Raw genomic sequence first — 24,426 nt, 5'->3', positions numbered from 1 at the left:
GCTTTGAACCACAAAAGCGACCCGTCGCCTCCACTATCGGAAACACGCATGTTCACAGCCACCCTGCTCTGTGCCCCAAAAGCCGCCAATCTGGACCGGGTAACGGTCGAATCGCTACGCGATGCCTGGGCGGGGGGCGTGGCGTCATGGCTGAACCCCGGCATCGCTGCTGAATTTGCGATGCCAGCGCGGCCCGCGAACCAGTGGGAAGTTTGGGCCGGGTTGCAGGCGATTGGCGTTGATCTGGTGGTGCAGGCCAGCGCGGGCCGCAAAAAGCAGATGCTGCTGGCCGATATGGACAGCACGATGATCGAGCAGGAATGCATTGACGAGCTGGCCGATGTTGCTGGCGTCGGCGCGCGGGTGAAAGAGATCACCGCGCGGGCGATGAACGGCGAGTTGGATTTTGAAGCGGCGCTGACCGAACGGGTCGGGTTGCTGAAAGACCTGCCCGACGGTGTGATTGCCAAGGTGCTGGCCGAGCGGATTACCTTTATGCCGGGCGGAACCGAGCTTTTGGCCACGATGAAGGCGAACGGTGCCTATGCGGCGCTGGTGTCGGGCGGGTTCACCGCCTTTACCGGGCATGTGGCCGCGGCGCTGGGGTTTGACGAAAACCGCGCCAACACCTTGCTGATCAAGGATGGGGTTCTGACCGGCACAGTCGCGCAGCCGATTTTGGGGCGCGAGGCGAAGGTGCAGGCGCTGCGCGAAATTTCGGCGCGCTTGGGGATTGGCCATGATCAGGTGATGGCCGTTGGCGACGGCGCCAATGATCTGGGGATGCTGGGGCTGGCCGGGGCAGGGGTGGCGCTGCACGCCAAGCCTGCGGTCGCGGCCAAGTGTGATATTCGGATCAACTACGGCGATCTGACGGCGCTTTTGTATGTGCAGGGCTACGGGATCGGGGATTTCGCCTGAGCGCGGCTCACAATTTGATGATCCGGGGCGGTGGGGCTTGTGTTTCATCAGCGGGCCTTGTTCCTATGGCCCGACACTGCCGTTCGTATGAAATACTGCGGGATTTTGGGATGAGGATCGGACGATGAAACTTTCTTATTTTGCACTGGCAACCGTGATCTGGGCGGGTTTTGCGCCGATGGCGCCGGCGCATGAAATTGTTGCCGGCGATCTGGAGATCATCCACGCGCATATCCCCGCGCTCTCGCCGGTGGCGAAATCGGCGGCGGGTTACATGGTGATTTCAAATGAAGGCAAGTCGGCTGACCGGCTGATCGGGGTGGAAACGCCGGCGGCAGAGGCAGCCTCGGTGCATGAGACGGACTTTGGCAGCGACGGCGTGGCGCGGATGCGCGCGCTGGACGGATTGGCGATTGACGCGGGCGATATCGTGACGCTGGAACCGGGCGGCATGCATGTGATGCTGATGGGGCTGACCGCGCCGCTGAAGGCGGGCGACGTGGTGCCCGCCACGCTGGTCTTTGAACATGCGGGCCGGGTAGAGATGACCTTTATGGTGGACGCGGCCGATGCGGTCATGGATCACTCGACCATGGACCATTCAACGATGAATCATTCCGCCCCGAAGCCCTAGCGCAAGGCTGCTTTACTTTCGCTGATCGCCGGTCGATGAAAGGCGATTGCCAAAGGATGACGCCCGATGTTCGAAGTCTCGCTTGACCTTGCCCTGATGCTGATCGCGGCGGCCTTTACGGCCGGGTTTGTGGACAGTATCGCCGGCGGTGGCGGGCTGATCACGCTGCCTGCGTTGCTGCTGGCGGGGGCGACGCCGCTTCAGGCCCTATCGACGAACAAGGTGCAGGGCGTTTTTGGCGCGGCGACGGCGGCACTAAGCTATGCCGCCTCGGGGCATGTGAACCTGCGCAGGCAGGCGCGTGCGGCGGCGATGGCCTTTGGCGCGGGTGTGGCCGGGGCGGTGCTGGTGTCAGTGATCCCGACCGAGGGGCTGCGCTGGGCGCTGCCGGTGCTGCTGGTGGCGGTGGCGCTGTTTTTCGCGCTGAAAAAGGGGCTGGATGACACGGACCGTCAACAGCGGTTAAGCCCGGCGATGTTCACCGCATTTTTCGTGCCGCTGATCGGTTTTTACGACGGGTTGGTCGGGCCGGGGGCCGGGTCGTTTTACATGATCGGCTTTGTGATGCTGGCGGGTTACGGCGTGCTGAAGGCAACGGCGCATACCAAGCTTTTGAACTTTGCGTCCAATCTTGGCGGCCTGTTGGCCTTTGCGGTTGCGGGCGCGCCGTGGTGGATTATCGGGCTGGCAATGGGGGCGGCACAGATCGCCGGCGCGCGGATTGGGTCACGGGTGGCCATGCGGGTGGGCGCGCGGGTGATCCGGCCGCTATTGGTTGTCACCTCGTCGCTGCTGGCCGGGCGGCTGATCTGGCAGTTGATCTGACCTTGCCGCGATAGGCCGGGGTTCAGGCGAAACCCGGTGCCAGACGCATTTCGCCGGTTGTCAGCCCACGCCAGTTTTTCTGCGGGTCCGTCAGGTATTTCCCAACCATCGGATGGGTGGCGTCCAGCGCGCCGTATTTGACCAGAAGCGCGGTGATTGCCGCCTCAGAGGCGCGGGTAGCGCCATCAAGGATTTTCAGCGCGATACCCAGTTTCTGATCGGGCAGAATGGCGACAAAGACCGCCTCGGCGCCGGTTTTGACCGCGACCCGCCCGCCCATGGCACGCATCAGGTTGGTGCAGGCGCGGCCCTCACCGGCGACCATTTCGGGAAACGCGGTCATGGCGCGGGTCAGGTGGGCGGCGGCACGGTCACGGATGCCGCCCTCAGGATTGGCGGCGGCAAAAAAGGCCATCGCACGGGCCAGGCCGGTGACTGTGGTGGCGAAATTCGGGGCGGAACAGCCGTCGATCCCGTGGCCGGGGCTGGTTTCGCCAGTGACTTCCTCGAATGCGGTCTTCACCGCCTTTTGAACCGGGTGATCCAGGTCGACATAGTCGGGGCCAGCGTGCAGGTGGCGGGTCAGGGTCAAAAAGCCCGCGTGCTTGCCCGAGCAGTTGTTATGGATCTGACAAGGTGCGGTGTCAGAGCAGGTCAGCAGTTTGTTGGCCGCGCGGTCTGCGGGCATATGCGCGCCGCAACGCAGGTCAGGTTCGCCAAGCCCAAGGTCGGTTAGCCACGCGCTGACCGCCTGGGTATGGATCTGCGCGCCCTGATGGCTGGCGCAGGCCAGTGCCAGTTGCCGGTCTGTCAGCCCGGCGGTATCGGCCGCGCCGCTTTCCATCAGCGGTAGCGCTTGCAGCATCTTGCACGACGAACGCGGAAAAATCACCGCCTCGGGGTCACCCCACGCCTCTAGAATGCCTGCGGGGCCAAATACCACCGCATGGCCCGCGTGGACGCTTTCAAGCAACCCGCCCCGCCACAATTCCACCATCGACACCGCCGACATAGCGTTCTCCTTCCTCAAATGCGCGAAAACCCGCCAACGGGGGTTTCCTAAATTGGCACTTTTGCGTTATCTGTCGGATATCGAGTTGAAAACAAGTCCGCCATTGGAAAAGGTGCGCCAAAGCACCGCCTTGAGCACCCAAAAGGCGGAACCGAGGCATCAGGCAGCTGGAGGGCTGTAATTTATGAAGATTTCCCTGCGGAGCGGCGCGTTCGCCGCCATCATCGCCTTTTCGTCTCTGACCGCCTCGGTGGTAGTGGCGCAGGAAAGCACCAACCGCGTTGCCGCCAACACGGATTGGAGCGTTTTTGTTGGTGACAATCCAAAAGAATGCTGGGGCGTTTCGGCGCCCAAGGAAACCGTCAACACCAAGGACGGCAAGCCCGTCGCAGTGCGCCGGGGCGATATTTTGCTGTTTGTCACCTTCCGGCCGGGTCAGGCGGGTGAAGTGTCCTTCATGGGGGGCTATCCGTTTGCCGACGGGTCTACCGCCGATATGGATGTGGGCGGCACGAAATTCACACTGTTCACCGATGGTGAAGGCGCTTGGGCCGGTTCGCCCGAAGAAGACGCCAAGATCATCGCTGCCCTGAAATCAGGGACCGAAGCGACGATGACCGCCCGTTCGGGGCGCGGCACGCAAACCAAGGACCGTTTCAGCCTGCTCGGCTTTACCGCCGCAATGGAAGAAGCTGCCAAGCGCTGCAAATAGAAACGCCAATATCGCAATCGGCCATCTTTATAAAAAGCATTTCATGCCCGACCCCAACCCACCCAAGGGTGAGGTTCGCGTGTAAAAGGCCGGAATGAAACCGGGGCAGGGTTGCTGCGTATAATGGTGGCTGCAAGGCACTGGTGACGCGACCGCACGCTTTCGCGTGGGGTGCGCCCGCGCCTTGGATCCAGGTGAATCTTGCCCCCCGAAATCGCCATTCATTGCGGTGGACCGGCGCCTGGTTACCCACACGCCAAAGCGTTAGGCGTAGGCTCCATCTGCCAGCCGTGCAATATCATCCCAACAGTCGGCGGCGCCAACAACCACGCGGCCGCCGTGGGCAATTGCCACATCCGCATCGCCCGGTTCAGTACGGCCTCCGGACTCTACCACGATCAATTGCCCCGCGAGGTAATCCCACGCGTTCATGTGTTCTTCAAGATACCCAAGTATCCGCCCCGAGGCGACATAGGCCAGCGACAGCCCGCCCGACCCATTGCGCCAAAATATACCGCCTTTGTCGATGAGCGCATTGATAAGATGTTTGATGCCCTTGGTGGGCGTGCGCCCGGAAAACCCAACCCCGACCGATCCTTCGCCCAGCCCTTTGCCGGTGGCGCAGTGAATCGGCCCGGCGTTGCAAAAGGCGCCGCCACCACGGCGGGCGTGGTGCATTTCATCATGAACCGGGTCATGGACAACGCCAATTTCGGTGCGCCCCGCGCGCACGCAGGCCAGGATCACACACCATTGCGGAATCCCGTTGATGAAGTTGGTGGTACCGTCGATCGGGTCGATCACCCAGGTAAAGCCGCTGGTGCCGGAGTGTGGTGCGCCTTCTTCGCCCACGATTCCGTCATCTGGGAATGCCTCGGCCAAGGCGGCGCGCACCTTGAGTTCGACGTTTTTATCAGCCTCTGAAACAAAGTCTTGATGGCCTTTCGTTTCAACTGCCAGCCGGTCCCAATGCCGAAAATACTCTAGCGCCAATGCCCCTGCTTCGCGTGCAATCCGCTGCGCCTCGGCATAGCGCCGCGCAATTTCCTGTGCTGGCATCAACTGTTCTCCTGTTTTGCTGCCCGTTTTGAAAGGCTATCAGCATCGCCCCCGTCTTGGGAAACCCGATTTTAGCCCGGCGCGATTTTGCGCTGTGTCCTGCGGCCGGGCTTCGTCAGAAGCGTTGTTGTAAGGCTGGCACGGCTGTCACAGCCCAAAGATCCGCGCCCACGCTGCCAACCCCCCGTGCAGGCGATGAATTGCAGGATGATAATCGCCGCTTGCACGGCGCGCGGTGGCGTGGCCCAATGCGGCCAAAAGGGGGCTGCCATGTATACGGTCATCGGCACGGTCGGGTCGCGCGCGCTGCGCGTTTTGTGGATGCTCGAAGAGTTGGGTCAGCCCTATGACCATGTGTCCGCGCAGCCGCGATCGGAAGGGGTGGTGGCGTTCAACCCGGCGGGCAAGGTGCCGGTGCTGATTGTCGATGGCACCCCGATTACCGACAGTACCGCGATCATCCAGTATCTGGCCGACCGCCACGCGGATCTGACCCGCCCCGCCGGCACGTTGGAGCGCGCGCGCCAAGATAGTCTGACGCAGTTCCTGCTGGATGAATTTGATGCGGCACTGTGGCTGGCTGCGCGCCACAGCTTCATTCTGCCCGAAGAACTGCGTCTGTCGTCGATCAAGAACTCATTGCGCTGGGAGTTTGAGCGCAGTCAGAAGGTGCTGGTCGCGCGGATGGGCGAGGGGCCGTTCATCATGGGCGAGGCGATGACCGTGCCCGATATCGTATTGACCCATTGCGGCATCTGGGCGCTGGCCGCGCGTTTTCCGATTATCGAGCCGCGTTTGAGCGAGTATCTGGAACGGATGCGCGCCCGGCCCGCGCTGATGCGCGCGCTGGCCAGGACCGGAGGGGCCGCCCCGCGGTCCTGAGGGGGTAGCCCAGAAGGAATGATCAGAAATGGCGGGCGGCGGCGCGGCCTGCGTGCAGCCCTGTGGCAAGGCAGCCGGTCAGCAGATAGCCACCGGTCGGGGCCTCCCAGTCCAGCATTTCGCCGCAGGCGAAGGTGCCGGGCAGGGCGGTCAGCTCCAGATCCTCGGTCAGGCTGGTGCGCAGGATGCCGCCTGCGGATGAAATTGCCTCGGCCAGGGGGCGGGGGCCGCTGTGGCGCACGGGAAGTGATTTGATCCGCTGGGCGAGGGGGCCGGGTGGTTTGGGCAGGGGGCGGCCCCATTCCTGCAGCAGGGCCAGTTTGACCGGGTCCAGATGCAGGGCCTTGCGCAGCCAGTTTGTGGTGGTGTCGCGCCCCTGCGGGCGCAAAAGGCGTCCGAGAACCTCGGTCAGGCTACGGTCGGGGGCCAGATCCAGCGTCAGCGGGGCGCCATCGCGCACCGCGGCGGATACGGCATAGACGCCGCCGCCCTCGATCCCCTTGGGGGTGATCACCCACTCGCCCCGGCTGATCCGGCCGCCGGCGAGAAGTGCGCAGCCTTTGACCGCCGTGCCGAAATGCGGCGCCATATGGGCCGACCAGTCGACCGAAAAGCCCATATTGGCCGGGCGCAGTGGCGCAATACCTACGCCCGCATCCCCCAGAATCGGCACCCAGGCCGCGTTTGACCCCAACCGTGGCCAACTGCCGCCACCCAGGGCCAGCACCGTCACCTTGGGTTTCAGGGTTTGCCGCCCCTCGGGTGTGTCGAACACAAAGCCCTGATCCAGCCCGACCCAGGCCCAACGGGTCTGGAGCTGCACCCCCATCGCTGCCAGCTGCGCCAGCCAGGCGCGCAGCAGCGGCGAGGCCTTCATCGCCACCGGAAACACCCGTCCGGTGCTGCCGGTGAACAGATCGACGCCCAAGCCCGTTGCCCAATCGCGGGTCTGTTCGGGGCCGAAGTTGGCCAGCAGCGGGGCCAGCCAGTCGCTGTCATAGGCGGCGGTGAACGTGGCGAGGGGCTCGTCTTTGGTCAGGTTCAACCCCGATTTCCCGGCCATCAGGAATTTGCGCGCGGGGGTGGGGCGGGACTCGGCCACCGTCACGCGGCGACCTGCGCGCGCCAGCGCCTCGGCGGCCATCAAACCGGCCGGGCCTGCCCCGATTACCAGTGCATCAATCATTCTGGTAGGATCCTTTTCACATATGCCACCTGCTGCGCTGTGGGCGCATCCAGCCATAGGTCCGTCTGGCCCGGTCGTGCAGGGCCCTGATGGTGGGGTAAATAATCCCGCAGCCTGTTCATCCTGATCTTTCAAAGCCCCTTTTCAGCAGTGGCGGACCCGCGTATCCATAGCCTTTGTATGCGATCTGCGCGGGTTGTGCAGGGCATTTCGTAGCTAACGCCGGGCCATCATCGCAAGCCGGATCAATGCGCGCTCCATCACCGCCATGGCGGGTGCGCGGCTGGCCGAACGCAGGCCGAGGTCTGTTTCCACCAACAGCCTGATCGCGTCTTCCAGCCGGTGCATGCCCCATTGCTGCACCTGTTTCAGCATCCGTTCGCGGCGGGGTCCAAAGATTGGCGGGCGCATCCGCGCCATCCCTTCCGCTGCGCCACCGGAGGCCGAGGCCGCAGCATGCAAGGCCCGAAAATGGCGCAGGCTTTGAATGGCCAGCGTCACAGGAAGAACGCCTTGCCCTTCCAGCCGGCGCATCATCGGACCCAGTTCCGCCGTGCGCCCCTCTGCCACGATGTGGAGCACGTCATCCACCTCGGCCTCGATCGTGGCAGGGGCGCAGGCCTCGACGTCGGTGGGGGTAAGGGGGGTGCTATCGCCATGTTTGTAAAGCGAGATTTTTTCGACCATCTGGCGGAAATCGCCGGGGTCCAGATCGCGCGCGAGGGCCGACAGATCTGTCATCGCCTCGCGGTCGATCTGCAAAAGCCCAGCTTTTTTCAGGGTGTCTTCGATTTCTTCGCGGGTGGGCGGATCGTCATAAATGCCGATGGCATAGGCGTTCGGGTGGTCCTCAAACACCTTGCGAAGGGCCGATTTTGCGGTCAGGGTGCCCGCCGTGACCACCACCGCCGCATCGCCCGTGCGCCAATCGGCAACGGCAGCTTTCACCGCAGGGGCCAGCGCATCGGTTGCGTCCTCCAAAAAGGCCACGCGTTGCCCCGGAAAGAACCCCTGCGCCTTGATTGCATCGCCAAGCGCCGCTGGGTCTTTGCGCAGGTCCGCGGCCGGAATACGCGATAGCCGCATCTCTCCTTCGCCTTCAGGGCCGATCAGCGCGGCGATCACCTCTTGCCGCTTCAGCGCCACCCGCATCGCATCGGCGCCAAAGATCAGCAGGCCCATGCGGCCAGGGTCGGGCTTGGCAAAGTAGCGGTTGGCGCTTGGCCCGGTCAGCTTCATTTCGGCAAGGATCCGGCACTGGCCAAAAGCCGCGTCACGATCTGATCGGCCAACATGCGCATCAGCCGTGTGCGGGCGTCGCCTTCGGCGGTCAGCGTCGACAGGGTGGAACCGGTCGCAGACCATGAGGTGAAACTGGTGACCTCACCCGTCAGCAACACCGCGTCAGACCCCGCGTCGCGCAATGTATAGGTTGCCACCCCGTTCAGCGAATAGCGCGTTGTGACGTTGTCAGGCGTGATTGCCTGGCCCGTCGTATCGGTTCTTATGGCATATCCAAGGCGGTAGCGCGCAGTTTGCGCTGGCCCCAACCGTTCAGAGAGACGCCGCACCAGCGCAAATTCATCGCGCGTGTTGGGGGTATCCGGGGCGACGCCTTCCAACAGGCCCGCCGCCCCGCCGCCGGGCCCATAGGCGGGCGTAAAGCCGCACCCGGCAACCGCCAGCGCCATCAACAGAAAGGTTCGGCGGTCAGATAACCACATTGACGATACGCCCCGGCACCACGATCAGCTTTTTGGGCGCTTGGCCCGCAAGCACCTTGATCACAGTTTCATCCGCCAGCGCCAGTTTTTCAACCTCTGCTGCGGGCATATCCCTGGCAACCGACAATTCCGAGCGCCGCTTGCCGTTGATCTGGATGGGCAGCACGATCATGTCGTCTACCAGCATTGCCGGATCGGCTTTTGGCCATGGTGCATTTACCACAAACCCTGTGCCACCTTGGGCGGCCCAGACCTCTTCGGCCAGATGCGGCACCATGGGTGACATCAACTGCGCCATCGTGCGCAGCGCACCACGCAGGGCCGTGCGGCTAGCCTGCGCCTTCGACAGCGTGTTTGAAAACTCGTATATCTTGGCAACAGCCTTGTTGAACGCAAAGGATTCGATGTTTTGCGTTACTTCGTGCACGGCGCGGTGCATGGCACGCAGCAATGCGTCGTCGCCGTCGCTGGCACCGATATCTTCCATGCTTTCGATTCGGTCAGACAGTGCCCAAACCCGGTTGAGGAACTTATACGCCGCCTCGGCGCCCGAGGATGTCCATTCGACATCGCGTTCGGGGGGGCTGTCGGACAGCACAAACCACCGTGCCGTATCGGCGCCAAAGGCCCGGATGATATTGACCGGATCAACCACGTTCTTTTTCGATTTCGACATTTTGGCCGAAGGGATGACCTTCACCGCCTCGCCGGTGGCGCGCAGTTTGCCGTCCTCGACATCTTCGGGCAGGTGATAGACGGGCCGCCCTTGGGCGTCGCGGGTCAGGTAAATTTCGTGCGTGACCATGCCTTGGGTGAAAAGCGCGTTGAACGGCTCGATCGCCTTGGCGGGCAGATGCCCGGTTTTGGCCATCGCGCGGGCAAAGAAGCGCGAATAGAGAAGGTGCAGGATCGCGTGTTCGATGCCGCCGATATACTGGTCGACGTTCATCCAGTACGCGGCGTCTTCGGGGTTGGTCGGGGTGGCGGCGTGGGGGCTGGTAAAACGGGCGTAATACCAACTGCTGTCCACGAAGGTATCCATCGTGTCGGTTTCGCGCCGCGCCGGGGCGCCGCATTTCGGGCAGGCACAGTCGCGCCATGTCGGGTGGCGGTCCAGAGGGTTGCCGGGTTGCTCAAAGCTGACGTCATCGGGCAGCTTGATCGGCAGATTGGCCTTCGATTCGGGCACCACGCCGCAGGTATCGCAATGCACCACCGGAATCGGGCAGCCCCAATAGCGTTGCCGCGAAAGACCCCAGTCGCGCAGACGGTAATTCGTGACGCCGCGCCCGATGCCGTTGGTTTCGCAAAACGAAATGGCTGTGGCCACGCCGTCATCGCCGGTTTGCACCTCGTCGCCGGCAAAGCCGCGCACATAGCGCACCGGTTCCGATTTCATCGGCACATAGGCCTCGGTCAGGGGGGTGGGGTCGTCTTTTGCCTCATAGACCGCGTTGATCGGCAGGCCGTATTTGGTGGCAAACTCATAGTCGCGCTGATCATGCGCGGGGCAGCCAAAGATTGCGCCTGTGCCGTAATCCATCAGGATGAAGTTGGCGATGTAGACCGGCAGCTCCCATGATTCGTCCAGCGGATGGCGGACGCGCAGGCCGGTGTCCATGCCGCGCTTTTCGGCCTTTTCCAGCGCCTCTTCGGTGGTGCCGATCCGGCGGCATTCGGCCACGAACTCGGCCAGCTTCGGGTCGTGGCGTTCCAGATGCCGGGCCAGCGGGTGATCCGGGCTGATCGCGGCAAAGCTGGCACCGCGCAGGGTGTCGGGGCGGGTCGTATACACCTCTAGCCGGTCAAACCCGTCGGGCGCATCCACCATCGAGAAGGCAAATTGCAGCCCGCGCGACTGGCCAATCCAGTTGGCCTGCATCAGCCGCACCTTTTCGGGCCAGTCCTTCAGCCCATCCAGCGCGCCCAGCAATTCGCCCGCGTAATCCGAGATCCGAAAGAACCACTGCGTCAGTTCGCGCCGCTCGACCGGCGCGCCAGAGCGCCAACCCTTGCCGTCGATCACCTGTTCATTGGCCAGCACGGTCATATCGACCGGGTCCCAGTTCACCACGGCATTCTTGCGGTAGACCAGCCCGGCCGCCAGCATATCCAGAAACATTGCCTGCTGCTGGCCATAGTATTCCGGGTCGCAGGTGGCAAATTCGCGGCTCCAGTCGATCGACAGGCCCAGGGGTTTCATCTGCGCGCGCATGTCTGCGATATTGCCGTAGGTCCAGTCCTTCGGGTGGCCGCCCCGCTCCATCGCGGCGTTTTCGGCGGGCATGCCGAAGGCGTCCCAGCCCATCGGGTGCAGCACCGAAAAGCCGCAGCTCATCTTGTAGCGCGCCACCACGTCGCCCATCGTATAGTTGCGCACATGCCCCATGTGGATCCGCCCCGAGGGGTAGGGGAACATCTCCAGCACATAGTATTTCGGCTTGTCCGGGTCGCGCCGGGCCAAAAACACGTCGGCCTCATCCCAGGCCCTTTGCCATTTCGCTTCGTTCTGGCTGGGTTCGTACGACATATCTGGCCCCTCATGCGGAATTCTGCCGGGGCTTGCTACACCGGGCGGGGGCGACAGGTCCAGACGGTCACGGGGTTTGCGCCTTTATCGTCGCAAAAATATCCCCGCCGGGGGCGTTCGGGAACGGATAGGGGCCCGCGGCGGGGGTATCAGCGCCGGGTTGGCGCGCCTACAGCTTCGAATCGCGGATGCGGATTTGCCGGGCCCGCGTCAGAATCGCATCTTCGACGGCGCGCACGGTGTCGGGCGACACGGCACCGCCGCGGCTGTCCAGCGCGACCTTCAGGCTGCGCGCGTCCAATGCGGGGTCTTGCACATAAACTGTGGCGCGGTAGGCGCGGCCGCCGCCGGGCGGGGTGCCGTAGCCGGTGACGATCACCCCCGAAAACGGATCGACCGACTGGATCGGCAAGAAGTTCAACACCTCAAGCGAGGCCTGCCAGAGGTATTTGTTCACCTCGACCGTGGTGCTGGGGTCTTTTGCGTTGGTGAACAGATCCCAGATGGTGGATTTCGGCTGATCGCCCAGGTTTCTGACCGGTTCCGCCTCGGCCGTGTCTGCCGTCTTGGGCTTTGCGCCAAATGAAAACGGATTGCCCCCGCCACAGGCAGCGACGGAAAAGGTCAGCGCAAGCAAGGCAATGGCGTGCAAGCTGCCGCGCGCGCGGCGTTTAAGTGTCATCTGAAAACCGTCCCCGTTTGGCGTTTCATGCTGTCTAGCCCATGGCCTGATGCCCGACAAGGTTTTTTGCCCACGACATCCCTTGGTGCGGGCGCGCGCACTGTGGCAAGACTGCACCATGCCGCCCCCTAATGCCGCCCGACCCTGTGTTTGAGTTGCAAAGCCGGGGGCGAAGGACGAAAAAGCATTCATACCCATCTCGGATCCTCCTGAGTTGGGGTTGCACCTTAGAGACAACGAGGGAAACGATGAAAAAGATTCTTCTTACCACGTCCGCACTGGTCGCGTTCGCTGGCGCCGCTTCGGCAGAGATTGCCATCTCCGGTTCGGCCGAAATGGGTTTTGTTGGCGGTGGCGACAACAACATCAGCTTCGCCGCTGGTGGTGAAACCCAGTTCCACAATGACATCACGCTGTCGATCAAAGCGACCGGCGTGACCGATGGCGGCCTGTCGTTCGGTTCTTTGTTCGACTTCTCGAAAGTCGAAGGCAACGCCAACGGCAACGTGTCGATCGACAACGAAGCTGCCTTCATTTCGGGTTCGTTCGGCACCCTGACCATGGGCGAAATTGATGGCGCCATGGACTGGGCGATCACCGAATCCGTGGGCAACCCGGGTTCCATCGGTGACGACGAAACCATGCACGCTGGCTACATGGGTTCGTTCGGTGACGGCTTCTATGACAACCAGATCGTTCGCTACGACTATTCGATGGGCGACTTTGGCTTTGCCCTGTCGGCCGAGCTGGACGACGACGTTGCTGGCCGCAGCACCAACTACGCTGCTGGTGTGACCTACAAAACCACCTTCGGTTCGACCGCGCTTGGCTTTGGCCTGGCCTACCAGTCGTTCGAAGCTCTCGGTTACCTGCCGGGCAACCTAGGTGGTGACGGCGGCTACGGCGATGCAACCGGAACCTCCGCCTATGACCCAGTCACCGGTTGGAATACCGCAGGACTAGGACTCGACGGTAATATTGACATCGTTGCGGTGTCGGTTAACGCCGATATGGGCAACGGCTTCGTCGCTGGTCTGGCCTATTCCGATTGGTCGGCCGACAATGCCGATGCCACCCAGACCCAATTGTCGCTGGGCTACACCACCGGTGCAATCTCGGTTGGCGCCAACTACGGCGTGTATGACATTGACGGTCTTGGCAAAATCAAGGGCTTTGGCCTTGCAGCAGCCTACGATCTGGGCGGCGGTCTGTCGGTTCATGCCGGCTACGGCGACAGCAGCTGGGACAACGTTTTTGGCCCGGACGATGGGTTTGAAACCTACTCGGTCGGCGTCGCGATGGCGTTCTGATCTTAGGATCATTGCTTAGGGAAAGAGCGGGCCTTGGCCCGCTCTTTTCTTTTGGGGGGCAGGATCGGCACCTCGACAAGGGGTGGACCGGCGGCTAAGGTTCGGCGCGTTCCGCCCGACCCGGCCCAGACAGGGGTATGCCCGATGCCGCCGACCAAACCAGACCCCGTACACGCCCTGTTCGCCCAAGGGCAAAAGCATCAGTCCGACCGCCGCTTTGACGATGCCTTGGCCTGCTATGAACAGATCCTGAAAATCAATCCCGATATCGCCGAGGTGCATTTTCACATCGGCCGCATCTGCGCTGTGACCGACCGTTTTTCCCGTGCGCTTGCCCATCTTTCCCGCGCCGCCGCCCTCAAACCCGCCGAACCCGCGATCTGGCAGGCCTGGGCCGAGGCGGCCGCCCTTGCCGCCGACCCGCAGGCCGACGCCGCCCTGCTTGGCGCGGTGAAATCCGCCCCCATTGCCCCGGCGCTGCGGATTGCCGTTCAAGACCGTTTTGCCCGCCCCCATGGCCGCCCGCCCGCCCCGATCTCTGCGGCAAAGCGCCCCGCCCTGGACCGGATCCTCAAGCACCTGAAAGCGGGCAAACCCGCCGAGGCACAGCGCCTTGCCGCCGCCGAAGCCGCCCGCCACCCGCAAGAACCCGCGTTTGCCAACGCCCTGGGTATGGCGCAACGCGACCTGGGCGCCAAAGAGGCCGCCATCGCCAGTTTTCGGCGCGCAGTGGCCCTGCAACGCGGCTACGCCGAGGCGCAGAACAATCTGGGCACGACGCTGCGCGATTTGGGACGCACCGCCGATGCCGCGCGGGCCTTTCGTGCCGCCGTGATTGCCGCCCCGAACTGGCCCGCCGCGCTGATCAATCTGGCCGATATGCTGAACCGCCTTGGCGCGCAGACCCATGCGCTACCCTATGCGCAAAAGGCCGCAACATTAGACCCGAGGTCTGCCGCAGCACCACTGTTGCTGGGGGAAATCCATTTCCGCCTAAGCCAATACGCCGAGGCCGCCGAAGCCTTTTCGCGCGCATTGGTTGCAGACCCCGCCGGGTTGCAGCCGCGCCTTTCGCTTGCCCAGGCCCATACCCGTCTGGGCCACGTCAGCCAGGCGATGGACGAATACGACCGGGTTTTGAACCGCGCACCCGACCACGCCAACGCATTGGCCGGAAAGGCCGGGCTGTTGCAAAGCCTTGGCCAGTTCGACGACGCCGAGGCGCTGTTTCGCCGCAGCTTTGGCGCAGACCCGACCAACGGCGAAAATTACCGGCTGTTCATCGCCTCGCACCGCACACGGGCCGATGATCCCTTGCTGGAACAGATGGTCACCCGGTTCAACGCCAAGGGGCTGCCCGATACCGACCGCATGAACTTTGGCTTTGCCATCGCAAAGGCGCTAGAGGATACCCGCCAGTATGACCGCGTGTTTGAGTATCTGAACATCGCCAACGGATTGATGCGCAAGGCGTGGCCCTATGACATTAGCCACCGCCTGAACGAGGTGCGCGCGCTGCAAGAGGCCTATGCCGGTTTCGATTTCGCCACAGCACAGCCCGAAGGCGCCTGCGACTACGCCCCCATTTTTGTCACCGGCATGCCCCGTTCAGGCACCACCCTGGTCGAACGGATCATCGCCGCCCATTCAAAGGTCGAGGCCGCTGGCGAGGCCGGCGTGGCGGCAGGCGCGGCGCTGCGGCTGATATCGGCCGCAGACGGCCGATTCGCACCGGTTTCATCGCTACCCGCCGAGGCAATTGCGGCGGTTGGCCGGGAATACGCGGAAAAGCTGGGTGCGCGCTTTCCCGATGCGGCGCGGGTCACCGACAAGTCGATCCTGACCTATATGCATATCGGCCTGATCAAGCTGGCTTTGCCAAAGGCGCGAATAATTGTCGTGCGGCGCGATCCGCGTGATACGCTGCTGTCGATCTACAAGAACAAATTCGCAGAAGGCACGCATCTATATGCTTATGACCTTGGGGATTTGGCGCAATACTACCGCAGCTTTGTTGAAATGGTGGGTTTCTGGCGCCGCCGTGTGCCCGATTGGATCTACGAGGTGGATTATGAATCGCTGGTGGCCAACCCCGAGACCGAAAGCCGCAACCTGATCGCCGCTGCGGGCCTGGAATGGGAGGATCAGTGTCTTGAGTCCCATAAAAACGTGCGCAAAGTGGATACCCTGTCAGTCTATCAAGCGCGCCAACCGATCTCTGCTGGGTCGGTTCAAAGTTGGAAACGCTATGAAAAAGAGCTTGGCATGATGATGGATGCTCTTGGCGATATCTTAACAGAGGCGAAAGATGGCATTGAATGAGGTATTAGGGCGGATCCGCCGTGCCGAAGCCGCAGCCGGGCGAGCGCCCGGTTCGGTGCAACTGATCGCCGTGTCCAAGGTGCAACCCGCTAACCGGGTTGAGGCAATCCTGCACGCCGGCCAGCGCCTGTTTGGCGAGAACTATGTGCAAGAGGCCGCGGGGAAATGGCCCGCCTGGCGCGCGCAGTTTGCGGGTGTGGCGGTGCATATGATTGGCCCGCTGCAAACCAACAAGGCGAAACTGGCGGTAGAATTATTTGACGCCATTCACACGCTGGACCGCCCCAGCCTTGCGGCGCGGCTGGCCCGTTTGGCGCAGGATCGCGGCGCCAGCCCTGATCTGTTCGTGCAGGTCAACACCGGAAGCGAATCGCAAAAGGCAGGCGTCCTGCCCGAGGACCTGGACCCATTCATCGCTGACGCCCGGGCGCTGGATCTGCCGCTGGTCGGCCTGATGTGTATTCCCCCCGAAGCCGAAGACCCCACCCCGCATTTCGCCGCGCTGGCCGAGATGGCCGCACGCAATGGCTTGGCGGGCCTGTCGATGGGAATGAGCGGTGATTTCGAGGCGGCAATCACTGCGGGGGCCACGCATGTGCGGCTAGGGTCCGCGTTATTCGGCGCGCGCGACTATGGCTGACGCCGGGGCGCTGCCCCGGACCCCGGAGTATTTGGCCAAAGAAAACGAGATCAAGCGCGCACGATCAACCGTGCGCCTGGGTGCAGACGCTGTGCGATCCACAGCAGATGGGCACGGTGAAAGCCTATGCAGCCCGCCGTGGGATAGCCCGGGCGACGCATCTGGTGCAGGAATATGGCAGAACCGCCATATGGGACCGGGTTGGGAGAGTTCCAGTCGGTAATCAGCACAAGGTCATAAAGAGGGTCAGCGCGGCGCATCTGTTCGGCGCTGGCATTGAAGGGGGCGCGCACGAGGCGATTGTAGGCTAGGTGGTCGGGTGCGTCGCACCACAGGTCGCGCGGGCCGATGGGCACTGCCCAACGGGGCAGAGTCTTGGCCGCGATCCGGTCGGGGCGAAACATCATGCCGGTGATCGTGTGGAGGCCGATGGGGGTGGCGCTGTCGCCCTCGTGTTTGTTGGCGGTCAGGCCATTGCGCCCGATGGTCACGGGAAAGCGACGCCCCCGGTACCGCAGGCCAAGCGGGGTTAATACCAGATCAATCGGGGTCACAGTATATGGCCGGATTTGGCGGCCTTGGTGGCCAGATAGGCGGCGTTATGGCGGCTTAGCCCGGCGTGAAGTGGCACGCGTTCGGTAACGGTGATGCCGTTGGCTTCCAACATGCGAACCTTGGCGGGGTTATTGGTCAGCAGGCGCACGGCGGAAAACCCTAGCTTTTTCAAGATGCCTGCACCGATACGAAAATCGCGTTCATCGTCCTCAAAGCCAAGTCGGTGGTTCGCCTCGACCGTGTCAAAGCCTTGATCCTGCAGGGAATAGGCGCGCATCTTATTGGCTAGCCCGATGCCGCGACCTTCCTGGTTGAGGTAAAGCAGCACGCCCGCGCCCGCCACCCCCATCTGGGTAAGGGCGGCATCAAGCTGGGGGCCGCAATCGCATTTCAGGCTGCCCAGAACGTCGCCGGTGAAGCAGGCTGAATGGAGGCGGGCCAGTACCGGCACCGCGCGGTCGGGGGTGCCGACTTCGATGGCGTAATGTTCTTCGGCGCCGTCATCGGGGCGGAAGATGTGCAACCTGCCCATGCCGGCGGCGGCCATTGGCAGGCGGGCGGCAGCAACGGGGGCCAGGGTCGCCTCGGAGGTGAGGGCGCGGGTGGCCTCGGTGCAGGTCAGGGTGGTCAGGCCCTCGGGGGTGGGGCCGGAAAGCGGGGCGAGCAGTGCCGCGGGCAGCAGATGTGCCGATTTGGTCAGCGCCAGTGCGGTTCTGGCCAGGTCTGTCGGGCCTTCGCGCAGGGTTTGCAGCGGGCCTTTCAGCGGCGTCATCAAGTCATCTGCCGGATCTGCCAGCGCCCTTAGCCAGCGCAGATCGGCGTCTTTGGGCACCCGGATGCGCGCCAGATCGCCATCATAGGCGCGCGCTTTGAGCGTTTCGGCCCGCCGTGCGGTCAGTGCCAGTGTCAATGGGCCAAGGGCGGCCAGCGCCATCAGCCGCGCGGGTGACAGGGTTTCAACCGCGACCGCCAGTGCTGCGCCATCCCCTGTCAGCACGACGGGAAGGCCCATACGCAGGTCAGCGCGGGCGCGGTTGAGCCGTTCAGAAGGGGTGGGGCCAAGGGGCAGGGGTGTGGTGTTCATGTGTGCGAAGATAGCGATGGCTGAAACAAATTGAAACATATCCCGGTATTGCGACACGTCCGCGTGAGAAATCTTTCAGAACTGCCACTGGCCCTTGTCGTGAGCGTTAGGTAGGGGCCAATTATGCCTCAAAGATATAGGAGGCAAGGATGTCTGCGTTGAAAAAGATCCTTTTGGTGGATGATGATAGCGACCTGCGCGAGGCACTGGCCGAACAACTGGTTGCGACCGACGATTTTGATGTGTTCGAGGCGGGGTCTGGGGCGGAAGCCGTCGATAAGGCCAAGCAGGCGCTATACGATCTGGTGTTGCTGGATGTGGGCCTGCCGGACACCGACGGCCGCGAACTGTGCAAGAAGCTGCGCAAATTGAACGTCAAATGCCCCATCGTGATGCTGACGGGGCATGATACGGATGCCGATACGATCCTGGGGCTTGATTCTGGCGCCAATGACTACATTGCCAAACCGTTCAAATTTCCGGTGTTGCTGGCCCGTCTGCGCGCACAATTGCGCACGCATGAGCAGTCCGAAGACGCCATCTTCCAACTGGGGCCATATACATTCAAACCGGCAATGAAGATGCTGATTGACGTGAAAGAGCGCAAGATTCGTCTGACCGAGAAAGAAACCAATATTTTGAAGTTTCTTTATCGTGCCACCGATGGTGTGGTGGCGCGGGATGTTTTGCTGCATGAGGTCTGGGGGTATAATGCGGGGGTCACGACCCATACGCTGGAAACCCACATCTACCGGCTGCGGCAAAAGATTGAGCCGGATCCGTCAAACGCGCGCCTGTTGGTGACAGAGTCGGGCGGCTATCGACTGGTGGCCTGAGCCCCGGGCGAGGCGCCGCTGCTAAGAGGAACGGTGCGGGGGCATGTCAAGTGACCCCCGCATTTTGCATTTTACGGCCGGGTTGCGTGTAGCGCGCGGATAGCCGAAGATCGCCGCGCAATAAAGGAGCCCGCCATGAGTTTTACCCTTGCCACCTGGAACATCAATTCGGTCCGATTGCGCGAAGGGCTGGTGGCGCGACTGATGCGCGACGAGGCGCCAGACGTGATTTGCCTTCAGGAATGCAAAAGCCCGGTGGAAAAGATCCCTCTTGAGGCGTTTCAGGCGCTGGGTTACGGCCATTTCATCGCACGCGGGCAGAAGGGTTATAACGGCGTGGCGATCTTGTCCAAACTGCCGATGATGGATGCGGGCGGTGAGGACTTTGTGCAGTTGGGTCATGCCCGCCATGTGGCGGGGCGGCTGGAAAATGGCGTAACAATCCATAACTTTTATGTGCCGGCGGGGGGCGATATTCCTGACCGCGATCAAAACGAAAAGTTCGGCCAGAAACTCGATTACCTGACCGAGATGCGCGACTATTTTCGCTGGCAGCGCCCGGACCGTGCCATTCTGGTGGGCGATCTGAATATTGCCCCGCGCGAGGATGATGTCTGGAACCACAAAAGCCTGCTGAAAATTGTCAGCCACACGCCGATTGAGGTTGAACATCTGGCCGCCGCCCAAGAGGCAGGGGCCTGGGTTGATGTGACGCGCAAGGATATTCCCGAAGGGCAGCTTTATAGCTGGTGGTCCTACCGCGCCGCCGATTGGGACGCCGCCGACAAGGGCCGCCGTCTGGACCATGTCTGGGCCACACCCGATATCGCCAATGCGGCACATTCCAGCCGCATCTTGCGCGCCGCACGCGGGTGGGAACAGCCTTCAGATCACGCACCGGTTTTTGCGACGTTTGATCTGTGACTCGCCCCTTGGCGAAACACGGTCGCGCGCGCATATAGGAGGAAATCGAATTGAAGGGGGCGAACATGCTCGGGAACGGACAGGCAAAGTCTTATGTCAGTGACGTGACAGAGGCCAATTTCATGGCCGAGGTCGTGGAAAAATCGCAACAAATTCCGGTGATTGTGGATTTCTGGGCGCCTTGGTGCGGGCCGTGCAAGACGCTGGGCCCGGCACTGGAAGCCGCGGTCAATGCTGCGGGCGGCAAGGTCTTGATGGTCAAGGTCAATGTTGATGAAAACCAGATGATTGCAAGCCAGATGCGGGTGCAATCAATTCCAACAGTGTTCGGGTTCTGGCAGGGCCAGCCGGTTGACGGGTTTCAGGGCGCGCTGGCACCATCCGAGTTGAAGAAATTCGTGGAAAAGCTGGCGGCTTTGGCCGGGGATGGCGGCCTTGCCGAGGCGATTGAGGCGGCCGAGGCAATGTTGGCCGAGGGGGCTGCGGTTGACGCTGCCGAAACCTTCGCCGCAATTTTGGGCGAAGAGCCGGAAAACGCCGATGCATTTGGCGGTTTGGTGCGGTCCCATATTGTGCTGGGATCGCTGGATCAGGCCGAGGCGTTCTTGGCCGGGGTGCCCGCTGCAATCTCAGGCACCGCCCCGGTTGAGGCTGCCCGGGCCCAGCTCGCACTGGCGCGGCAGGCTGCCGAGGCCGGGCCGCTGGAGGCATTGGAGGCTGCCGTAGCCGCCGATCCGGCCGATTTACAGGCGCGGTTTGACTATGCGGCAGCGCTGCATGCCGCGGGGCGGGTCGATGAGGCGGTGGACCAGCTGCTGGAACTTTTCCGCCGTGATCGTGATTGGAATGAGGGCGCCGCCAAAGCGCAGCTTTTTACCATTTTTGGGGCGCTTAAACCTGCTGATCCGATCGTTCAAAAGGGGCGGCGGCGATTATCGTCAATGATATTTGTCTAATCATGGCTTCGGCCTAGGTAAGACCCATGATCAAAAGCATTGACCTTCCCACCACGATTCCCCTGTTCGCCTTGCCGGGCGCCTTGCTGTTGCCGCGCACACGTCTGCCGCTGCATATTTTTGAGCCGCGGTATTTGCAGATGCTGGAAGACTGCATGAAAACCAAGGCCCGGCTGATTGGCATGATCCAGCCGCGCCGGGGCCCGGACGGAGAAGAACGGTTGAACGCAATCGGCTGTGCCGGGCGGCTGACCGGTTTTTCGGAAACCGAAGACGGGCGCTATATGATCACCCTTTCGGGGATGTCGCGGTTTCGGTTGCAGCGTGAGGTATCGGGGTTCACCCCCTACCTGCGCGCCGACGTCTGCTGGGATGGGTTTGAACGCGATCTGGGCCGGATCGAAGCAGACAGCCACTTTGACCGAGCGTCGTTTCTGGACCTTCTGGGCAGGTATTTTGCGGTTCAGGGGCTGGATGCTGATTGGGAAACGCTAAAGCAGGCCGAGGATGAATTGCTGATCAATTCACTGTCCATGTTGTTGCCGCTGGACCCCGAGGATAAACAGGCGCTGCTAGAGGCTCCGACCCTGACCACCAGACGCGAAACGCTTGTCACGCTGATTGAATTTGCGATGTTGGGCGGCGGCGAGGAAATTGTGCAATGACCGACGTTGAACGCCCGCTGTTTGATCGTCGCATGTTGGAGGCACTGGTTTGCCCGCTGACGCAGGCCGTTCTGAGCTATGACCCCGAACGGCAGGAATTGGTGTCACGCTCCGCAAGGCTGGCATTTCCAATCCGAGGCGGGATTCCGATTTTGCTTGAGGATGAGGCACGGCGCCTGGATTAAGCCCGCCGCGCCGAAGGCCAGTCAGCAAGCCTCTGGCAGAAAATCCTGTGCAATGGCAAAGGGGTCAAAGGGGGCGACCTTGTAAAAGGCGCGGCAGCTTTCCACCAAGACCCGCCGCCTGACGCATAAAGCCCTGACGTAGGGCCGGGATGGCCTGAACCAACCCCATACCAAGGTCACGACCTGCACGCAAAATCGGGTTGTTGTTTGAAAACAGATGGTTGACCCCGTCCATGCCAAGCGCGAGCGTGGTCGCATCAAACCGGCGCCACCTTTGATAGCGGTCCAGCACATCGGCGCCGCCAATGTCTTCGCCGCGTCGCAGCGCCTCGGCCAGTACTTCGGCAAGCGCGCCCACATCGCGCAGGCCAAGGTTCAGGCCCTGCCCCGCAATCGGGTGAACCCCATGCGCCGCATCCCCAATCAACGCGATGCGCGGCGCGGTATAGGCATTGGCCAGCGTCAGATTGAGCGGGTAGGAAAAGCGCGGCCCGGCAAGTTGGATCGCCCCCAGAAAATCGCCAAAGCGGGGGCGCAGGACGGCCAGAAAGTCGTCATCCGACAGCGCAGCTATGGTTTTGGCATTGGCGTCGGTTTCGCTCCACACGATTGAGCAGCGGTTACCGGGCAGCGGCAGGATTGCCAGCGGCCCGGTGGGCATGAAAAGCTGATAGGCAATGCCACCATGCGGCAATTCGTGGTCGATGGCGCAAACCAGCGCCGTCTGCCCGTAACCCCAGCCAGACCGGGTGATGCCCGCCCGTTCCGCCACGCCCGAACGCCGCCCGTCAGCCCCCACCAATACCCGCGCCGAAAGGTTGCGCCCGTCTGACAGTGTTACCGTCACACCCGCCGGGCCAGCGGTTTGGGCCACAACCGAGGTGGCGCCGATATGGGTCAGGTTCGGCTCGGCCTGCATCGCGTCCAGAAATGCACGGTAAAGGTAGCGGTCTTCCAGCATGTAACCGACGGGGCCGTGGTCCAGTTCGGCCGAATCAAAGTGCAAAAACAATGGCGAAGCACCTTCGCCGGCGTGGCCGTCGGCGGCTTTGACGGCGTTCAGCGCCTGCGCGTTGGGCGCTACAGCGGGCCAGATGCCGATTGCCGCAAGCAGTTTTTGCGAGACGATCGCCAGCGCATAGGCCCGCCCGTCAAACCCCAGATCCGTGCGCGCACGCGGCGGTTGGGCGTCAACTACCGTTATCCGCAGCCCGGCCCCGGCCAGTGCCAACCCCAAGGCTGGACCATTCAGCCCGCCCCCCGCAATAATCACGTCTGAATCATATTCCATGTCCGTCAATATGGCGTCTCGTGCGGGATTGTCCATGCGCGTCCTTGCCGTTAGCCTTCGTCAAAAGCAGGAGCGCATGATGCAGTGGCGGACAAAGACAGCGGCCGAGCAGGGCCGGGCTATCGCGGCGGGTCAACTGGACCCGGTGGTGCAGGTCGAGGCCTATTTGGATGCGGCCGCCTCTGAACCGCGAATTTACGCGCGGTTGACCCCGGACCGCGCCCGCGCCGAGGCGATGGCCGCCCGCGCCCGCGCCAAGGCAGGGCTGCTGCGTGGCCCGCTGGATGGGGTGGCGCTGTCGTGGAAGGATCTGTTCGACACTGCCGGCGTGGGCACCGAAGCGGGCTCGCGCCTATTGGCGGGCCGCGTGCCTGATGCGGATGCCGAGGTTTTGCGTGTGGCCACGCTGCAAGGCACCGTTTGTCTGGGCAAGACCCATATGACCGAACTGGCGTTTTCCGGTCTTGGGGTGAACCCGATGACCGCGACGCCGCCCAATGTGCATGACCCAAGGCTGGCGCCTGGCGGGTCTTCGTCGGGGGCAGCGGTTTCGGTGGCGATGGGGCTGGCAGCGGCGGCGGTCGGGTCAGACACAGGCGGGTCGGTGCGTATTCCATCGGCGTGGAACGATCTGGTGGGGCTGAAAACCACCGCCGGGCGGCTGCCCTTGGCGGGGACAGTGCCGCTATGCCCGCGGTTTGATACGGTCGGGCCGCTGGCGCGCAGCGTCGAAGATTGCGCGCTGGTCCTGGCCGCATTGGAGGGGCGCGCCGCGCCTGATCTGCGCGATACCACCCTGACGAACGCGCGGCTGTTGGTGTTGGAGGGCCTGCCCTTCGAGGGCGCGCGCAAGGCCCCGGTGCAGGGCTTTGAACAGGCGGTCGACCGGTTGGCCAAGGCGGGCGCCCACATCACCCGCAAGACCCTGCCGATGGTTGATGAGGCGCTGGCGATGTCGGGTGTCTTGTTCGCCCCCGAGGCCTATGCCCAGTGGAAAGACCAGATCGAGGCGCATCCCGAAAAGATGTATCCCGTCATTCTGGAGCGGTTCCGCACCGGCGCTATCCCCCTGGCCACCGAATATATCACCGCATGGCAGCGGTTGGAACGGCTTCGCGCGGACTGGCTGGCGGCGACGGCGGGCTATGACGCGGTATTGGTGCCCACCGCGCCGATTCTGCCGCCCGATGCCGAACGGCTTTTGACCGATCCGGCCTATTTCGCCTCTGAAAACCTGCTGGCGCTGCGTAACACGCGTATCGGAAATAACCTTGGCCTTTGTGTGCTGACCCTGCCCACCGGCGTGCCGGCGACGGGTATCAGCCTGATGGCCGCGCCGATGACCGAAGACCGACTTTTGCGTCTGGGCACCGCCGCCGAGGCCGCGCTTGGCTGAAATGCCACAATAGTGCAGACCAAAGGCCGGGGATTCATTGCTTTTTCTGGACGTTGCCGCCCGGCTTGGCTAATCTTGGCCCAAACGGGGCGACA

At 62.8% G+C, this 24,426-nt stretch carries 24 protein-coding genes; 14 read left to right on the top strand and 10 right to left on the bottom strand.

The features are described from left to right. Window positions 1-48 precede the first annotated feature (48 nt). From serB to ACM62R_RS08745, 3 genes are all read left to right on the top strand, one after another. Window positions 49-921 (top strand): phosphoserine phosphatase SerB, encoded by an 873-nt coding sequence (serB, locus tag ACM62R_RS08755; protein ID WP_415183673.1) that lies wholly within the window; start codon window positions 49-51, stop codon window positions 919-921. A 124-nt stretch (window positions 922-1,045) separates the two neighbouring features. After that, window positions 1,046-1,555: a copper chaperone PCu(A)C gene (locus ACM62R_RS08750; protein ID WP_415183672.1), complete on the top strand. Its 510-nt coding sequence runs from the start codon at window positions 1,046-1,048 to the stop codon at window positions 1,553-1,555. A gap of 66 nt (window positions 1,556-1,621) precedes the next feature. After that, window positions 1,622-2,380 (top strand): TSUP family transporter, encoded by a 759-nt coding sequence (locus ACM62R_RS08745; RefSeq protein ID WP_415183671.1) that lies wholly within the window; start codon window positions 1,622-1,624, stop codon window positions 2,378-2,380. Window positions 2,381-2,402: 22 nt separating this feature from the next. Here the strand turns inward: ACM62R_RS08745 and ACM62R_RS08740 are convergent, their stop codons facing one another. Beyond that, a complete protein-coding gene (locus ACM62R_RS08740; RefSeq protein ID WP_415183670.1) occupies window positions 2,403-3,392 on the bottom strand; it encodes an asparaginase in 990 nt (329 codons plus the stop codon). 184 nt (window positions 3,393-3,576) lie between these two features. On the opposite strand from ACM62R_RS08740, the gene ACM62R_RS08735 reads away from it, so the two are divergent. Further along, window positions 3,577-4,104, top strand: a complete 528-nt coding sequence (locus ACM62R_RS08735; protein ID WP_415183669.1) for an invasion associated locus B family protein — start codon at window positions 3,577-3,579, stop codon at window positions 4,102-4,104. Between the two features lie 264 nt (window positions 4,105-4,368). On the opposite strand, the gene ACM62R_RS08730 is transcribed toward ACM62R_RS08735, so the two are convergent. Beyond that, the gene (locus tag ACM62R_RS08730; protein WP_415183668.1) at window positions 4,369-5,163 is read right to left on the bottom strand and encodes an inositol monophosphatase family protein; all 795 of its coding nucleotides are present in this window, start codon (window positions 5,161-5,163) and stop codon (window positions 4,369-4,371) included. Window positions 5,164-5,433: 270 nt separating this feature from the next. Between ACM62R_RS08730 and ACM62R_RS08725 the strand changes: the two genes are divergently transcribed. Further along, entirely contained in the window at window positions 5,434-6,045 is a 612-nt protein-coding gene (locus ACM62R_RS08725) for a glutathione S-transferase family protein (protein ID WP_415183667.1), read from the top strand. 22 nt (window positions 6,046-6,067) lie between these two features. On the opposite strand, the gene ACM62R_RS08720 is transcribed toward ACM62R_RS08725, so the two are convergent. The 5 genes from ACM62R_RS08720 to ACM62R_RS08700 form a co-directional block, all read right to left on the bottom strand. After that, window positions 6,068-7,228 carry a TIGR03862 family flavoprotein gene (locus ACM62R_RS08720; protein ID WP_415183726.1) on the bottom strand — a complete coding sequence of 387 codons (1,161 nt, stop codon included), beginning with the start codon at window positions 7,226-7,228 and terminating at the stop codon, window positions 6,068-6,070. A gap of 219 nt (window positions 7,229-7,447) precedes the next feature. Continuing rightward, entirely contained in the window at window positions 7,448-8,470 is a 1,023-nt protein-coding gene (holA, locus tag ACM62R_RS08715) for a DNA polymerase III subunit delta (protein WP_415183666.1), read from the bottom strand. Then, on the bottom strand, window positions 8,467-8,955 hold the full coding sequence (lptE, locus tag ACM62R_RS08710) for an LPS assembly lipoprotein LptE (RefSeq protein WP_415183665.1): 489 nt from the start codon (window positions 8,953-8,955) through the stop codon (window positions 8,467-8,469). The genes holA and lptE overlap by 4 nt, the downstream gene beginning before the upstream one ends. Then, window positions 8,942-11,485, bottom strand: a complete 2,544-nt coding sequence (leuS, locus tag ACM62R_RS08705) for a leucine--tRNA ligase (protein WP_415183664.1) — start codon at window positions 11,483-11,485, stop codon at window positions 8,942-8,944. The genes lptE and leuS overlap by 14 nt, the downstream gene beginning before the upstream one ends. A gap of 169 nt (window positions 11,486-11,654) precedes the next feature. Next, window positions 11,655-12,167 (bottom strand): DUF3576 domain-containing protein, encoded by a 513-nt coding sequence (locus ACM62R_RS08700; RefSeq protein WP_415183663.1) that lies wholly within the window; start codon window positions 12,165-12,167, stop codon window positions 11,655-11,657. A 248-nt stretch (window positions 12,168-12,415) separates the two neighbouring features. Between ACM62R_RS08700 and ACM62R_RS08695 the strand changes: the two genes are divergently transcribed. From ACM62R_RS08695 to ACM62R_RS08685, 3 genes are all read left to right on the top strand, one after another. Then, window positions 12,416-13,477, top strand: coding sequence for a porin (locus tag ACM62R_RS08695; RefSeq protein WP_415183662.1), 1,062 nt, complete (start codon window positions 12,416-12,418; stop codon window positions 13,475-13,477). A gap of 144 nt (window positions 13,478-13,621) precedes the next feature. Continuing rightward, window positions 13,622-15,799, top strand: a complete 2,178-nt coding sequence (locus ACM62R_RS08690; protein ID WP_415183661.1) for a sulfotransferase — start codon at window positions 13,622-13,624, stop codon at window positions 15,797-15,799. Further along, the gene (locus tag ACM62R_RS08685; RefSeq protein ID WP_415183660.1) at window positions 15,786-16,439 is read left to right on the top strand and encodes a YggS family pyridoxal phosphate-dependent enzyme; all 654 of its coding nucleotides are present in this window, start codon (window positions 15,786-15,788) and stop codon (window positions 16,437-16,439) included. The genes ACM62R_RS08690 and ACM62R_RS08685 overlap by 14 nt, the downstream gene beginning before the upstream one ends. Window positions 16,440-16,489: 50 nt before the next feature. Here ACM62R_RS08685 and ACM62R_RS08680 read toward each other — a convergent pair whose 3' ends face one another. Both ACM62R_RS08680 and ribA read right to left on the bottom strand, forming a co-directional pair. Continuing rightward, window positions 16,490-16,993, bottom strand: coding sequence for a L,D-transpeptidase family protein (locus ACM62R_RS08680; protein ID WP_415183659.1), 504 nt, complete (start codon window positions 16,991-16,993; stop codon window positions 16,490-16,492). After that, window positions 16,990-18,078, bottom strand: a complete 1,089-nt coding sequence (ribA, locus tag ACM62R_RS08675) for a GTP cyclohydrolase II (protein ID WP_415183658.1) — start codon at window positions 18,076-18,078, stop codon at window positions 16,990-16,992. The genes ACM62R_RS08680 and ribA overlap by 4 nt, the downstream gene beginning before the upstream one ends. A 149-nt stretch (window positions 18,079-18,227) precedes the next feature. Here ribA and ACM62R_RS08670 point away from each other — a divergent pair, with 149 nt between their 5' ends. From ACM62R_RS08670 to ACM62R_RS08650, 5 genes are all read left to right on the top strand, one after another. Further along, entirely contained in the window at window positions 18,228-18,914 is a 687-nt protein-coding gene (locus ACM62R_RS08670) for a response regulator transcription factor (protein WP_415183657.1), read from the top strand. Window positions 18,915-19,049: 135 nt separating this feature from the next. After that, a complete protein-coding gene (locus tag ACM62R_RS08665; RefSeq protein ID WP_415183656.1) occupies window positions 19,050-19,838 on the top strand; it encodes an exodeoxyribonuclease III in 789 nt (262 codons plus the stop codon). A gap of 65 nt (window positions 19,839-19,903) precedes the next feature. Continuing rightward, window positions 19,904-20,794: a thioredoxin gene (gene trxA, locus ACM62R_RS08660; protein ID WP_415183655.1), complete on the top strand. Its 891-nt coding sequence runs from the start codon at window positions 19,904-19,906 to the stop codon at window positions 20,792-20,794. Window positions 20,795-20,820: 26 nt separating this feature from the next. Continuing rightward, window positions 20,821-21,459 (top strand): LON peptidase substrate-binding domain-containing protein, encoded by a 639-nt coding sequence (locus ACM62R_RS08655; RefSeq protein WP_415183654.1) that lies wholly within the window; start codon window positions 20,821-20,823, stop codon window positions 21,457-21,459. After that, window positions 21,456-21,644 carry a Trm112 family protein gene (locus ACM62R_RS08650; protein ID WP_415183653.1) on the top strand — a complete coding sequence of 63 codons (189 nt, stop codon included), beginning with the start codon at window positions 21,456-21,458 and terminating at the stop codon, window positions 21,642-21,644. Before ACM62R_RS08655 ends, ACM62R_RS08650 begins: the two co-directional genes overlap by 4 nt. Before the next feature lie 64 nt (window positions 21,645-21,708). On the opposite strand, the gene ACM62R_RS08645 is transcribed toward ACM62R_RS08650, so the two are convergent. Continuing rightward, window positions 21,709-22,935 carry a UbiH/UbiF/VisC/COQ6 family ubiquinone biosynthesis hydroxylase gene (locus ACM62R_RS08645; protein ID WP_415183652.1) on the bottom strand — a complete coding sequence of 409 codons (1,227 nt, stop codon included), beginning with the start codon at window positions 22,933-22,935 and terminating at the stop codon, window positions 21,709-21,711. 79 nt (window positions 22,936-23,014) lie between these two features. On the opposite strand from ACM62R_RS08645, the gene ACM62R_RS08640 reads away from it, so the two are divergent. Beyond that, the gene (locus tag ACM62R_RS08640; RefSeq protein WP_415183651.1) at window positions 23,015-24,331 is read left to right on the top strand and encodes an amidase; all 1,317 of its coding nucleotides are present in this window, start codon (window positions 23,015-23,017) and stop codon (window positions 24,329-24,331) included. The last annotated feature ends 95 nt before the right edge of the window (window positions 24,332-24,426 follow it).

This window comes from Phaeovulum sp. (assembly GCF_047638075.1).
Taxonomy (GTDB): Bacteria; Pseudomonadota; Alphaproteobacteria; order Rhodobacterales; family Rhodobacteraceae; genus UBA6197.
The sequence above is the reverse complement of the archived record's forward strand: the minus strand, read 5'-3'. Positions and strand labels throughout refer to the sequence as shown.

Coding starts and splice junctions, on each gene's coding strand:
- ACM62R_RS08685 (WP_415183660.1), top strand. CDS start 15,786: ATGGCATTGAATGAGGTATTAGGGCGGATCCGCCGTGCCGAAGCCGCA.
- ACM62R_RS08735 (WP_415183669.1), top strand. CDS start 3,577: ATGAAGATTTCCCTGCGGAGCGGCGCGTTCGCCGCCATCATCGCCTTT.
- trxA (WP_415183655.1), top strand. CDS start 19,904: ATGCTCGGGAACGGACAGGCAAAGTCTTATGTCAGTGACGTGACAGAG.
- lptE (WP_415183665.1), bottom strand. CDS start 8,955: ATGTGGTTATCTGACCGCCGAACCTTTCTGTTGATGGCGCTGGCGGTT.
- holA (WP_415183666.1), bottom strand. CDS start 8,470: ATGAAGCTGACCGGGCCAAGCGCCAACCGCTACTTTGCCAAGCCCGAC.
- ACM62R_RS08645 (WP_415183652.1), bottom strand. CDS start 22,935: ATGGAATATGATTCAGACGTGATTATTGCGGGGGGCGGGCTGAATGGT.
- ribA (WP_415183658.1), bottom strand. CDS start 18,078: ATGAACACCACACCCCTGCCCCTTGGCCCCACCCCTTCTGAACGGCTC.
- ACM62R_RS08750 (WP_415183672.1), top strand. CDS start 1,046: ATGAAACTTTCTTATTTTGCACTGGCAACCGTGATCTGGGCGGGTTTT.
- ACM62R_RS08640 (WP_415183651.1), top strand. CDS start 23,015: ATGCAGTGGCGGACAAAGACAGCGGCCGAGCAGGGCCGGGCTATCGCG.
- ACM62R_RS08725 (WP_415183667.1), top strand. CDS start 5,434: ATGTATACGGTCATCGGCACGGTCGGGTCGCGCGCGCTGCGCGTTTTG.
- ACM62R_RS08655 (WP_415183654.1), top strand. CDS start 20,821: ATGATCAAAAGCATTGACCTTCCCACCACGATTCCCCTGTTCGCCTTG.
- ACM62R_RS08695 (WP_415183662.1), top strand. CDS start 12,416: ATGAAAAAGATTCTTCTTACCACGTCCGCACTGGTCGCGTTCGCTGGC.
- ACM62R_RS08670 (WP_415183657.1), top strand. CDS start 18,228: ATGTCTGCGTTGAAAAAGATCCTTTTGGTGGATGATGATAGCGACCTG.
- leuS (WP_415183664.1), bottom strand. CDS start 11,485: ATGTCGTACGAACCCAGCCAGAACGAAGCGAAATGGCAAAGGGCCTGG.
- ACM62R_RS08740 (WP_415183670.1), bottom strand. CDS start 3,392: ATGTCGGCGGTGTCGATGGTGGAATTGTGGCGGGGCGGGTTGCTTGAA.
- ACM62R_RS08730 (WP_415183668.1), bottom strand. CDS start 5,163: ATGCCAGCACAGGAAATTGCGCGGCGCTATGCCGAGGCGCAGCGGATT.
- serB (WP_415183673.1), top strand. CDS start 49: ATGTTCACAGCCACCCTGCTCTGTGCCCCAAAAGCCGCCAATCTGGAC.
- ACM62R_RS08690 (WP_415183661.1), top strand. CDS start 13,622: ATGCCGCCGACCAAACCAGACCCCGTACACGCCCTGTTCGCCCAAGGG.
- ACM62R_RS08650 (WP_415183653.1), top strand. CDS start 21,456: ATGACCGACGTTGAACGCCCGCTGTTTGATCGTCGCATGTTGGAGGCA.
- ACM62R_RS08665 (WP_415183656.1), top strand. CDS start 19,050: ATGAGTTTTACCCTTGCCACCTGGAACATCAATTCGGTCCGATTGCGC.
- ACM62R_RS08745 (WP_415183671.1), top strand. CDS start 1,622: ATGTTCGAAGTCTCGCTTGACCTTGCCCTGATGCTGATCGCGGCGGCC.
- ACM62R_RS08700 (WP_415183663.1), bottom strand. CDS start 12,167: ATGACACTTAAACGCCGCGCGCGCGGCAGCTTGCACGCCATTGCCTTG.